Genomic DNA, 13434 nt, shown 5'->3' on the forward strand with positions numbered 1-13434 from the left:
TTTCTGTATAAATTAATATTAAACAAAGCATTATTGAATCTCTTTCTTTTTCCATACATACTCATAAATTGAGTAAACTTTTTGTTTGGAATTTACAGGTTCGTTGCACGAAACCAGACTCTCTGGCAAGATTTCTTAAGATGTTCGGGGATAAATAACATTGAATTTCTTGAGCAAATAGTTGTAGTTCATCAGATACAAAAATAGACATAAAAAACGCTATCCTTTCCTATGATTCTAGAGAAAGAATAGCGTTTTTTTACTCGTTCAGTACTTAGTAGGTATAACTTTTTATATTTCAAATGACTTTTCTCTCTAAAATTATTTTTCATACAAATTTTCAGATTCTAAAAAATCTATAAATTTCTTATAATGTGTCACTGTTCTTTCTAAAGCAATCATTAAAACAAATATAAAATAAATTGCTTGAATTCCATTCATATAATTAAAGAGTGATTCAAATATATATACAATACTTGCAATCATAGAACAAAACCATAAATAAAATTTCATTTTCAGTTTTTTAATTTTTTGCTTAGTTGTCTTACAAGGCTGGCCATGAACTCTTATAAACAAATAAATTGCTGTATGCAAAATAATAATTGAAAATTGGAAACTTCGATTGTCCTCTGAACTAAATTCAGAGAAACCTATTTCTAATGAATGTAATACTATCCAAATAGAAAACAAAGATAGCACGAAGACATATAAAAAACCAAATAATAATTCAAAAATAAATAACCAAGGTTTATTTAATATTGAGTAAAATGGATTTAGATATTTTATGGTTAATAAAAATTTCTTCGCTAAATCAGTAATAATAATTGATGTATTAGTTATATTCATATAGAAAAGTAATGTTATTGGAACCAATAACATTATAGCAATGCCCCAAATGGTAATCTTAATACCGGATAAAAAGAAAACAGCTCCAAAAATTACAACTGAAAAAATAAAAGTTGATATTGGAACAAACATTAAAAATATAAGAGTTCTTATTAAGATTAACTCCCCTAAAAAATCTTTTATTATGAAAACATGTATTTTTTCCTCCTTGTAATTCTTCACAGTTTCAACTATTTCTTTCTCGGATAAAAGAAAATACTTCAATCTATTAAACATAAAAAAACTCCTTTATATTAATTTAAAAAAGATTGCCCTCTGTATGCTACAGAGGGCAATCTTTCTTGATGATTAAAATATATACCCAACTGTTAGCAAATATATTAAAAGACATTGTCATTAATTCACTTTAAATTTCACTTCTGGGTATTTGGAGTCCAATTTTTCAAGCGCAGAGCTATCGTCTACCTGTTTCACATATCGATCAAAAAAAGCGAGACTGAATTCGTTTATAATACGGTGAACGTATCTTGGATCTTCATCTAAGCTTCGTAACAAAGGAGAGAACAAATGAAAATCAGTGAAACTCGTATGATTGGTATGGGGAATAACCATTGACATGCCACCACCTGCAAGTGCATGGTCACTACGAACTTTTCCCTCTAAAAAATCTTTCGTGGAATCATCACTAGTCTCTGCATTCATAATCAAAAACGGTTTTCCAACTCTAGATTTCGGAACATTTTCCCCATATAATGTACCATCCATATTGATGGCTGCTTTGACACGGGAGTCTTCCACTAACACTTGCGCAGCTGTAGCTCCACCATAAGAATGTCCAAACATTCCAATTCGGGATGTATCCATTCTTCCTGTAAAGCGATTATCTTTATCGCTTTGGTTAAGCTTCTCTATTTGATTAAGTACAAAAACAACATCTTCCTTCCATAATTTGATATGGCGATCTCGTTCGGCAAAATCAGTTAAATTGATCGACTGTACAAAAGCGGTTCTGCCATCTGGAAAGACGGTAGCTGCAGCATCATAGGTATGATCAATTCCTACGACGATGTAACCTTGGCTGGCCAACTCCTCCACCTCAAACGTGTTTTGATTGCGAAAACCGCTTAAACCATGGGAAAAGAGTAGGACCGGATAACGTTCCTCTGAATCTGACAATTGAGCTTCCATGAATGCATTCGACTTCATCAAGCCTAGATGATGAAACGCGAATGCTGGAATAGACAATGATTTTTCCAACCCCTTGGCAATCTCATCCGAGTTATGGATATAAGGTGCGCGATTCATCTCTCCTTTTTCTTTTGCAGGATACCAAACCTGAACCATCAGCTCGCGCCGGCCGTTCAAATCTTTCATATAAGGTTCTTCTCGATTATAATCAATCCAATGATAAAGTGTAGTACCAACCTTGAAGGGACCGCTCGTTTTTTCAAATAAAACTACCGGCATGAGGGAAGGAAGCATGACCGCAATAGTCAAATAAATGACCAGTAGCGCTGTCTTGACTGTGAATGCCCCACAACTTTTAACGTTCTTTTTTGATTCAGCAAATAGATAGCAGCTTGTTAAAATAAATGGGGACAAATAAGCAGGAATCATCTGCCAGCGATACCCTTCTACGATAAGCTGCACAACAACCACACAAAAGGCAACTGTTAGAATGAAGACAGACCATTGTTTTATTTTCTCACTAAAAAACAATATACAGCCTAGAATACTAAAATTCACAATAATTATAACAGTCTCAAAAAAATCCATTTACATTCCTCCTATACCCGTATTTTATCTTCAAGGACATCCCAGCCAAATTGAAAAAACAATTTAAAATTACAAACTTTTCGTTTCCATCTCTGATTATCTTAATCCGTACCTTCAGTACCGAAAAATTATTTTTGGTACTGATTTTATATTATACCGAAATCTTCCAGACTGTAAAGTATAATTACCCTTAAGTAAAATCGACATAAAGTGAAACTTTAATCAGTGGGGTTTTCTTCATCCCCCACTGATTATCAGCCCTCACCAATCGGACTTTTATGGGCAGTTGATCTCCCACCTAAATTCTTTGCTTTCACTGAATTTTGAGGTAGGAATCTTACTGCCCATTAAAGCGGGATAAAAATAAAAAATGAGCGGGGCTACGTTAACCTGTATGGTTATTGTGACCCTACTCATTTTTTATGTAGAAGTACTATTTAATCCTTACTTGTGATTCCATGCAATATGATATCGGCCATCATTGCAAGTGACTCTTGTAGAGTAATTTGGTTAGAGGCTATACTCCCCTGTTCAAAAATTGATTTCATTAACGTTTTGAGTGTTTGGATTAGCACTGGAATGTCCATTGAACGTAAAACACCGCTATTGATGCCCTCTTCAACTAGCCCAGTAATTACCTCCCATTCTTCATTTATGCCTTGTTCTATTTTTGCCCACTGCTCTGGATGGTAACGTCGCAGTTCAATCAGTAAACGTACGAAGCTGTGCTGAAAATCCTTAGGCACAATTAAAAGAATCCCTTTTAATTTTTCCGGTATGTTCAAATTCGAATTATCGATAATTTCCCGAAAACGTATTTGGGCTTCTTCATTTATTTGCTCAACTACATAACCAATAAGCTCGTCCTTAGATGGAAAATGCTCGTAAAGCGTACTTTTGCTTACACCTAGATCACGAGCTAAATCACTCATTGTGAATTTTATTCCCCTTACATGAAAAAGCGCAATAGCAGTTTTGGCAATCCGATCTTTCATCATTTATTCACCTCATACCAAAATAGTAAAGTTATTATCTCTCCAGTACTATAATAGTACTTCGAGTACAAGAATAGTTTAACTTTTTATTTCTTGAAGGTCAAACGTGATGAAGATGATGATATTTCACTTCATAGCCTTTAAATGAAAATATTATGTTTTTTATGGAAACCAAGTTTATTTTTATCATTGCGGGGACATCAAAACTTTAACTTGATAGGGATATGGCACTACCCTAATTAATAAATATTATTAACTATATGTCTATCATATTTTTTATAAACAGGATCAATTAGATTTAAAAAAAGACTTCTTTTTCTTTACTCGTAATAAATCACCTGTCCACCCTTTGAATCGCATATACATATACATACCCGCTGTTGTGAAAATAATAAATAAGAGAGCCATTAAATAGCTATATTTCCATTCAAGTTCAGGCATGTATTTAAAATTCATACCCCATAATGCTCCTAAGGCTGTCAAAGGCGTACTTACAGCAGTTAATACAGTAAGAGCTTTCATAATTTCATTCCCACGATGAGAAGAAACAACTTCTTGTAAATGAATCATCGTGTCTAATTCTTCTTGGTACTCTTTAACGAGTTGTAATCCACGCTCTAATTTTACGTGCGTTTGTTTATAACAAAGGGTGTTTGTTAGTTTTTCTAACCAAGCTTCCTCCAAGCCTTGTAACACTTCTTGTATTAAGCGAAACACATGTGTGTTCATAAATAATTCATGACGAATATGATAAATCCTTTCTAAAACTGCTATGTTATTATGATGATAAAAATCCCATAACACATTTCTGAAATTGTTTTCAAAATAGTCAACCTTTCGTAAATAGTGAGATATAAATATCGATAAGATGGCACATAGTCCTTCAGCGGAACTATTACAATTTTTTATACCTATAGGGAAATTATGTATTAATTCTTGAAAATCTTCTTCCTCTTTTTCTTGGACCGTTATCAGTATCCCATGAGCTACGAAATAATGAAGAAATTTTTGAATTTTGGCGTCCTTTTTATCTTGATCATATAAAAACGAACCATATACACAAGTTTGACTTGGTGATAACGTATAAACATATAATCCATTTTCACAAGGAGAACTTATTTTCTTTACAAATTGAGGGAAATAAGATGTTACATCACGGGGGATTATAGAAGAAATTTCTTCAAGCTCACTAGTTTTCACATGATACCAACTCCATTTCGTCATTTTTATGCATTCCATATTATTCTTCCTTTCTAAATAGTTTTATGTTTGATCGAATCATATCCGTAATATGAAATTTGTATGTAGGTATCCATATCTTGGAGGAAAAGTTTTTAAATCATCTAAATTACAAAATAAATGCATAGGAGGTCTTATTCTTTAAAAAGGAAGACCCCCTATATATTAGTTATTTTTATTCTCAATTTTAAACATTTCCTCTATACAAGCACTTTTTATCTTTTCTTATTTATATTTGGAAAAGAAGCCACACAATTTGGCACGTCTATTCAACGAACTCCATTTCGGTCGTCATTATAATTTGGATTTATATGCAGATTGATTGGTGATGTCCTCAAATACTTGACTTCCAATAATATAGTATCCATGAAGCGCGGCCTCTTTTGAAGCGTCTACCATACGGAAAGAAACAATTTCACCTTGCATTTTTTCAATTTGTTTTTTGTGGAGATCTACTATTCCTCCTGTCCAAATAATAGTGTCATACTGGTCTAACTTAAATTGTTCTTGTAATACACGCATGATGTCTTGGAAATGTGTATCCAACTCTTTTTGAATTAAAATATCCACCTGACTTGTCTCATAATTTTCTTCTTTATCTCCATATCCTTTTTCTAATATTTTTGGCATGTCATTAATATGCAATTGATTACTTTCACCTGCATGATTCTGCAGGATATTCTTAATATTTTTCAAAGGCTTGCTACATCCTAGTTCCGTCTCATAATGATTTAAAATGACATTCTGTTTCATATCTGTCATTTCTAATGTACGAAATCCACCATCAATAATTAAGATGCGATCTTGTTCCTGAATGATTCCCTCTTTTAAGAAATAGGCATGTAAAGCGATCGGTTGCTGAAGAATCAAAGCATTTTCAACCGTAATATTAATAAATTTCCCATCAATTTGTACGGAAGTTTCTTTTTTTAGTGCACGTTGTAATTGCTCATGCTGACTACCAAAACAAGTGACTGGAAGCCCGGTAACAACTAAAGGTAACACGACATTTTCTTTATAATCCTTTGCAATGCAACCAAATATTTGTTGTTTAAACTCTTCGCTTTCATAATAATTTTCTATTTCTTCGTCAAATAGAGGAAGAAATGAAGCGTCAGATTGATGTGCTTCATTTCCCATGTAGTATGCAAAGTCTAAGTCTATAAAACTTACCTTTGTTAAATCTTCACTTTCAGCATGATTAGGTACAGGAGCTAGTGTGGCAGCTTCACTCTTAATCGTCACCTCAGAATCTACATCCTGTCGATATGCCCGCTTAGTAAAACCAATTCCTACATCAATTGCATACAGAGATTTCATACTTTTTTCCTCACTTTCTCTTTTTAGAATTAAATCTAAGCACTCTCTTCTTTCCCTTCTTTCACATATTTCTTTTCATTTTCCGTTTTTTCTCCGTCTAGGTTCTTACTATTTTGTTTTATTTCATTATCCTTTTCATCTTTTTTCTTTTTGTTATTTTCGTTTTCTGTTAAATCTTTAATAGTAGAAATGACAACCGGTGTGGCTGTAAGCAGTTGTGGTAATGTTTGTTTTGCAACATTAGCTGCAGTTACAGAGAATTGTTTACTTGTCTCGGTTACCTTCTCTAATGTTTCCTTTATGTTTCCTTCTTGTAGTTTGTCTTTTACGCTTTTTCCTTTTGTTTGTATAACTTTCCGATTTTCTTTTTTTAACAGAGATACTATGACTCCGGTCGTAATCCCAATCACAGCATATTTAAATATTGTATGTTTCATTTTTCTCACCCTTCTCTACTTTTATTTTCTTCCATGCTACAACCTAAAATAATTAACTTATCTATTTATCAGATATTGCAATCTATTAGAGAGAATGATAGTTTTGCGGCTGCCTATCACTCGCCGTTAGTGTTTCATCTGTTACTAGAAGTAAAATTCTCCCTTGATCTAGTTTTTCTTCATATAAGTTAGCTTCCTCCTTCGACAACCCCATTTCCTCCATTTGATTTCGGAGCTCGTCCCCTTTTTTGGAGAAAAAGTTGATAATACTTGTGCCCAACCCTTGTTCTTTTACTCCAATCGTATTTGTGTTTGTATCATCCGCAATCTTTTTTGTTATATGTTTTTCATGTGTTAAGACGTAAATGTCATCTTGGTGAATCCCTTTCAATTCTAGCTCTTTTACTTTCATAACTACTTCCTGTTCATTTTGATATTCATAAACCACCGGTTTTCTTTCATTCTTATGCATCGTATTTTTCCTCCCTTAGATTTTTTATTTTCTTATTTAGTTGTTATGTAATATGTAATACACCTATTTTAAAGATGTTAAACCTAAATTTTCAAAAAACTTCACATAATAGGTTATTAATGTTTTTGAATATCAAGGAAATGTCACGAGCACTTTGCTTTGATAACAGTGTTACAAATAACGCTTTATTTGGAAGACAAGTCCATTATTTTATAGAAATCATAGAAAAATAAAAAAGCACTCCTTTTCAAAGAGTGCTAAAAAAAACATATAACCTAATAAAAATATTTCTATTTTGATTACAGAAAGAAAGTCTTTATTAAAACATATGGTTGCTAATTTAATTGCGATCTGCCTTGCACCCAAGCAGCAATATCATTTATAACATACTCAGGAATATTAGCAGGACTATAATATTCATCCGGTTTACTTATTTCCCCATCGCCCTCTGTAAAGAAATGATTTAACTTTGGATATAGTCGATAATCAACGTTATTTCGTTCTTTTAATTGTTCTTTCCAAAGAGGAATTTCGATTTTTGATTGAACTTGATAGTCTCTTTCTCCTTGAATAATAAGAAGTGGTGTCTTTTGTTCTTTTGATATTTCTGCTGCTTTAATTTTCCGAATAGAATCCCAAAATACTGCTGATCCTAAGTAAAAATCTTTTGGAGGATTCTGACCAGAGAAATTTGGATCATTTAATAATTCAAATTGCGATTTGTAGAATTTATATTGCTCCTGGTTCATTGCTCCAATAGAAAAAAGATACTCAAATTGATCTAAAACAACGTCTTGAATCGTACGAGCTGGTCCACCCATTACAATTGCCCCAGCAATATTTTGATTTTGGTCTTTTTCAATCATTTTCGGAAGCATCATTCCACCTTGACTATGACCAAGAATATATATTTGATTCTTATTTATTAGAGGCTCATTTTTAAGAAATTGAGTTACAAGAAGAGCATCATCTGTTGTCTCTTTATCAACTGTATAGAAGGGACTGAATTGTGTTTTCAGCCCATGTTCATACGTTCGTTTATTATAGCGAAGGACAGCAATTCCCTTCGATGCAAGACCTTCAGCTAAATCGCGAAATGGTTTTAAAGCAAACCCTGTTTCATCCTGATCAGTTGCTCCTGATCCTTGAACAAGAACAACCGCTGGAAAAGGACCATTTCCTTTTGGAACCGACAATGTTCCTGGTAATGGAAATGCACCACTTCCAACTACTACTTCTTTATCAACAAATGATTCAGGCTTACTATATGATGGACGCTCAGCAACAGGACTAAACGACATGCTTAGTTGAAAATCGTCTATTTTTCCAGATGGATCTAGTTTAATTAGTAAAGGTACAGTCATTTTTTCAAAAACTAATTGAATCTCCACATTTGTATGAACAGGATTTGTCTCTTTTTGTGTAACCTCTCCAATTTCTATAAAAGAACCTGCTTGTAATTGAACTGGCAGTCCCTCCCAATAGCTCTTCAACCATTCTTCGGATATTATTTTCTGTAATGACCTTGAGGTTAAATCAAATGCAGATTTATAATCTTCACTATTCATATGGCGAATAAATGAAAGAGTAGTAGATATAACAGGATTTTCATCATCACTATTGTCTATTTTTTTTATATTTGTGTTTACTTCCTTTAATTTTGAAATAAATTGGTGGTTAAATGGATTATTATATGTATTAGGATATAAATTTGTTTTCAAAATTTCCGTATTCCGTGCCTTATACAAATTTGAAGAACTCTTAAAATTTTCAGGTGAAATTACTTCCTCCGCATATGAGACTGAGGGAATTGCTATTGTAAAAATTGCACTGATAAGTAATAACTTATTACTTATTCTTCTTTTCTTACCCATACTTATTGATTCTCCCTTCAAAATTTAAAATTTCTAATACAATATGCCAACTATAAGGAAAATAAAAATTACCAAAGAGATTAATAATCTATTTTACGATCCCCCCTCTCAAGTTAAAAATCTATCATTAACAAACTTCAATAAAAAACGCCTTCCCCCTCTTTTTTTATTGTTGGATTTTCCAATGACCTAGAAGCACAGCACGAAATTACATGTAACCGACCCATGAGATTCTCTGTTTCAAAAGAAAAAAGCACCCCACTAGATGCTTTCTTTAATTGTTCTCACTATCATTTATTCAGGTAATTCTCTTATTACTATAAGATAAATTCATTCTATTTCCTAAACCTCACTTATTTCTTAATTCACTCATACCAATATAAAACCTAATAACCTACCATCAAAAAATAAAGAAAATAGGTTATTTGGCTATTCATTTCGTAAACTTAATGCTCAAATTAGTTTTTTTCACAAAGTTAAACTTTATTAAGAAAAACTTAAAGAATTTCCCTCTATATTCATAAGAACTTTTTTCTATACTCAAAATGTAAATAGACAAAAGGAGAAACGATCATGAAGAAATTTGTAATTTGCATACTAGGAATAGGCCTCCCTATATACTTACTACCTTTCATATTACGCGGAGATTTAGACAGATTTAATCCGATTGCTGAAGAAAAAAATGTATATGCCGTTGCGAAAGGATATGGTGTTCCAGATTATCATCATAAAGGAAAAGCTATGTACTCACTAAAAGCTGTTGACGAATTAAGTAATGAAAAAGAATATACAGTTGGAACGAACACGCCTAATGATTTTATAAGAAAAACTTACTTAAAAATTCATGTGAAAGGAAAATATGTGTATTCTTACGATATTATTTCTAAAGAGGATATTCCTGAGAAAATAAGGGGACAATTGGAGATAGCAAATAAATAAAAGAGCCAATTCATACGATTTGGCTCTTTATTCTCTCTCCCATCTACCGTTTGGATAATTCTTTCGGTAGATTTATTAAATTCGTTATCATTGTTCCAATAACCATTGTTCAATTACTTTTACTGTTTCATCTCGTTGTGCTTTTGCCGTAATTAAACTCGCATTATCACCTTTTTGCTCACCATACATGCCAAAATGAGCATGGTTTCCCCCTTTTATCATGTGCATAGTTGTATTCTTTGACATGAACTTTTTATTGTTCTCTATTTTTTCTACAGTTGCTAAAGCATCTACTTCTCCATAAATTGATAACATCGGAATCGATTTTGTAGAAAAGTCATCTGCAGGATACGAACCTAAGAAAATGATTCCGTGTACCTTGTCTTCATGCTGAGAGGCATACTTAGAAATCATAGCTCCGCCCATTGAATGCCCCGCAACATACCATTTTTGAACTTCAGGATACTTTTCAATTACACTATCTACCTCATTTATTCCAAATATCGCTAAGTTTAATGGTAACTTAGGCATTACTACAAAGTGCCCATCTTTTGCAAGAGCTTCTCCTAAGTAACTATAAGCCTCAGCTTCTACTTTAGCTCCTTGATAAAAAATAACCCCTACTTTCGCATCTTTCGCTCCAAAAACGATATTATCTTCATCTTTTTTATCATCTACTAACGACAAAGCCTCTTGCGTCGGTTTATAAGTAAACTGAGACCAAGTTAAAAAAGTAATACTTCCTATAATTAAAATAGCTAGTAAAGAGTACAGCGTAATTTTTATCCATTTCTTCACAAAGATGACCTCCATAAGATGTATATATTCCATATTTCGGATTATCATTAACACACATAAAAACTCGAGCATTTTTATTATGCTCAAGTTTTTAGTTCCGTCTTTAATTTATACTATAAATTGTCCAAGATAAATATGTAGCAAATGCAGACCATAAAAAATACGGAATTAGCAACCATGTCGATACCTTAGATAATTTGGAAGAAACTGCTATGAGAAGTAACGTAGTAATAGCGACAAGTAAACAATCTACTGTTGCTAAAAACAAATTCTTTTGGCTAAATTGAAAATAGCTGAACGCTTGATTGAATATATAATTTAAAAGGAATAAAAACCAAAATGTTTTTGGCTTGAATCCATAGTTGTTGTAAATAATTGCAACTGATAATGCAATAAGTCCAAATAATACAGCCCATATCATTCCGATTGTCATACCAGGAGGTGTCCAAGACGGCTTTTCTAACGCATCATACCAAGTACGATCAATAGGGAATAAAACACTAGAAACATAAAACAAACCATATGTTAGTAAAAATACTATAATACTAGATTTTTTCATAAACATTCTCCTTTTTACTAGAAGATTATAGAAACTTTATATGATTAGTATGTCCTTATAATGGATAAAATTCTAAATACATATTGTTTAACCTATTTCATACAAATTCTTTCATATTTTTATATGCACAAAGGGCTCTCTCTCGTGCTGCCTTATGATCAACAATCGGATAAGGATATGTATTCCCAAGTTTTATATTGGATTTTTGTAAAATATGCTCAGGTGCTTCCCAAGGTTTATGTATATATTTGTTTGGGATATCTCTTAATTCTGGTACCCATCTTCTTATATACTCTCCATTTTTATCAAACTTTTCTCCTTGTGTGATAGGATTAAAAATACGAAAGTACGGTGATGCATCTGCTCCACTTCCAGCAACCCATTGCCATCCCATTGTATTATTTGCAATATCAGCATCTAGTAGTGTATCCATAAACCATTTTGCACCTTCTTGCCACGGAATTAACAAATGCTTTACAAGAAAAGAGGCTACAGCCATTCTTGCCCGATTATGCATAAAACCGGTTTGCCATAGTTCTCGCATTCCCGCATCAATAAACGGATAACCAGTTTCACCCTTCTGCCATACTCTTAATAACTCCTCTTCCTTATTCCACGGAAAATGTTCAAAGCTCTTATTAAGAGGTTTATATACTGTAAATGGATAATGGTATAGTAAATAATAAGAAAACTCTCGCCAAATTAATTGACGTATAAAGCTATTAACTTGTTTTTCAAAAAGACTACATTGTCTTTCGGTACTTTTATTTATTAAGTAATGAAACATTAGCTTTACTGATATTTGACCAAATGAAAGATACGGTGCCAACATCGAATGGACATTTTGATCTGGAAAATCTCTTCCTTCACTATAAGAGACTAATTTGCTAGAGAAAAATTTCTTGAATGTTTTATATGCCCCTTCTTCTGTCGGATCCCATATTGCTTCCATATGAGATGTCCACGGTATAGTTGGCAGCAAGTGTAATTCTGAAACAGATAAGCTTGCTGGTAAAGAGTTTCCCCACTTTATACTCTGCACTCTGCTAATAGGTTTAGGTATTACCTGCTTTTGAAATGCATTGTAAAAAGGCGTAAACACCTTATATTCAGTGTTATCCTTCTTTTTTATAATCCACGGTTCTAATAATAAATGCGAATTAAATTCCTTACAAATAATACCTTTATCTTCTAATATCATTTTCATTTTTTGATTAGATTTTAACCTGTCTGGATCATAACAACTATTCCAATATACAGCCGTTATATCTAATTGTTTTATGAGAGAAAGTATTTCTTCCTGTGTATTTCCTTTGCGGATTATTAAAGTAGAGCCCAATGCCTTAAGTTGCTTTTGGACATCCATTATAGCATGGCGTAACCACCACTTTGCCGCACTTCCTATTGAAAAAGTTTCATCTTGTACATATACCGGAAGAACCTCCCCGGACTGAACAGCCTCAAATAGAGCTGGGTTATCATATAAACGAAAATCTTTTTGAAACATAACGATAATTTTGTTTTGCATAGCTACCTCTTCTGATTCTTAAAACATAATAAAATTTATTATACAACAGCAATTTATACATAAGAATTTATTTGTCTTTAATAGATTAATTAACTTTTTCAACTATTTTATTAGTAGCAATTTTAACAACCATTTCTTTTTCACCTGTTCTATCAATCCTGAAACCATGAACTTCAATATCAGAAGGTACTAATGGATGATGACGGATCATATCTATACTCTTTTCAATATTTTCACTAACATTTTTTTGTCCACTCAGCCATTGATTAAGGCTACCACTTGAAAATTCAGGCATGCAATTTTTAAAGAGATAGTCTAATTCTATATTATCTTTTATGAAATCACGTTGAGTTTGTAGATTAACTGAAGAAGTTTCTTTATCCTCTATTCCGACAACAAAAATTACTTTAACATTTTCTTGATAAATAGCAATAATAATAGATCTCATTATATCTCCATAAGGATGTACAATTACAGAATCATAGCTGTGTATAGTCAACATGTTTTCTTGTTGAATGTTAGTTACTTGTTGGATACTAGGCTCTATTCCGTGTTCAATGTCTGTTAATAATAAAACTTTTTTATTCTTTGAATTCATATGGAGCACTCCTTCTTCATTATTGTATTTATGAAACTTTTAAGCTAGTAACA

General features: G+C 32.5%; 13 protein-coding genes and 1 pseudogene. 1 reads left to right on the plus strand and 13 read right to left on the minus strand.

Annotation, left to right across the window (positions count from 1 at the left end):
- Positions 1-64: 64 nt before the first annotated feature.
- The 9 genes and pseudogenes from N2V80_RS15555 to N2V80_RS15595 form a co-directional block, all read right to left on the minus strand.
- Positions 65-211: pseudogene (locus tag N2V80_RS15555) on the minus strand (IS4 family transposase); the annotation flags it as partial.
- A gap of 110 nt (positions 212-321) precedes the next feature.
- Positions 322-1122, minus strand: coding sequence for a hypothetical protein (locus N2V80_RS15560; protein WP_000483297.1), 801 nt, complete (start codon positions 1120-1122; stop codon positions 322-324).
- 120 nt (positions 1123-1242) lie between these two features.
- Positions 1243-2622, minus strand: a complete 1380-nt coding sequence (locus N2V80_RS15565; RefSeq protein ID WP_000345276.1) for an alpha/beta hydrolase family protein — start codon at positions 2620-2622, stop codon at positions 1243-1245.
- Between the two features lie 437 nt (positions 2623-3059).
- On the minus strand, positions 3060-3617 hold the full coding sequence (locus tag N2V80_RS15570; RefSeq protein ID WP_000654863.1) for a TetR family transcriptional regulator: 558 nt from the start codon (positions 3615-3617) through the stop codon (positions 3060-3062).
- Positions 3618-3905: 288 nt separating this feature from the next.
- A complete protein-coding gene (locus N2V80_RS15575; RefSeq protein WP_000388915.1) occupies positions 3906-4856 on the minus strand; it encodes a magnesium transporter CorA family protein in 951 nt (316 codons plus the stop codon).
- A gap of 294 nt (positions 4857-5150) precedes the next feature.
- Positions 5151-6176, minus strand: coding sequence for a ParM/StbA family protein (locus N2V80_RS15580; protein ID WP_061654884.1), 1026 nt, complete (start codon positions 6174-6176; stop codon positions 5151-5153).
- 35 nt (positions 6177-6211) lie between these two features.
- The gene (locus N2V80_RS15585; RefSeq protein ID WP_061654885.1) at positions 6212-6613 is read right to left on the minus strand and encodes a hypothetical protein; all 402 of its coding nucleotides are present in this window, start codon (positions 6611-6613) and stop codon (positions 6212-6214) included.
- 85 nt (positions 6614-6698) lie between these two features.
- On the minus strand, positions 6699-7085 hold the full coding sequence (locus N2V80_RS15590) for a general stress protein (RefSeq protein ID WP_000549439.1): 387 nt from the start codon (positions 7083-7085) through the stop codon (positions 6699-6701).
- A 335-nt stretch (positions 7086-7420) separates the two neighbouring features.
- Positions 7421-8959 (minus strand): alpha/beta hydrolase, encoded by a 1539-nt coding sequence (locus N2V80_RS15595; protein WP_061654886.1) that lies wholly within the window; start codon positions 8957-8959, stop codon positions 7421-7423.
- 573 nt (positions 8960-9532) lie between these two features.
- Between N2V80_RS15595 and N2V80_RS15600 the strand changes: the two genes are divergently transcribed.
- Complete coding sequence (locus N2V80_RS15600) at positions 9533-9898, plus strand: YxeA family protein (RefSeq protein WP_000714887.1); 366 nt, start codon at positions 9533-9535, stop codon at positions 9896-9898.
- Positions 9899-9985: 87 nt separating this feature from the next.
- On the opposite strand, the gene N2V80_RS15605 is transcribed toward N2V80_RS15600, so the two are convergent.
- From N2V80_RS15605 to N2V80_RS15620, 4 genes are all read right to left on the minus strand, one after another.
- Entirely contained in the window at positions 9986-10696 is a 711-nt protein-coding gene (locus tag N2V80_RS15605; RefSeq protein ID WP_025966702.1) for an alpha/beta hydrolase, read from the minus strand.
- Between the two features lie 103 nt (positions 10697-10799).
- Positions 10800-11255, minus strand: coding sequence for a TspO/MBR family protein (locus N2V80_RS15610; RefSeq protein WP_000749743.1), 456 nt, complete (start codon positions 11253-11255; stop codon positions 10800-10802).
- 97 nt (positions 11256-11352) lie between these two features.
- A complete protein-coding gene (locus tag N2V80_RS15615) occupies positions 11353-12783 on the minus strand; it encodes a cryptochrome/photolyase family protein (protein ID WP_001179986.1) in 1431 nt (476 codons plus the stop codon).
- 85 nt (positions 12784-12868) lie between these two features.
- Complete coding sequence (locus tag N2V80_RS15620; protein WP_001086251.1) at positions 12869-13381, minus strand: hypothetical protein; 513 nt, start codon at positions 13379-13381, stop codon at positions 12869-12871.
- Positions 13382-13434: the final 53 nt, after the last annotated feature.

Origin of the sequence: Bacillus sp. FSL W8-0640 (genome assembly GCF_038007725.1) — a bacterium.
Classification (GTDB): domain Bacteria; phylum Bacillota; class Bacilli; order Bacillales; family Bacillaceae_G; genus Bacillus_A; species Bacillus_A cereus.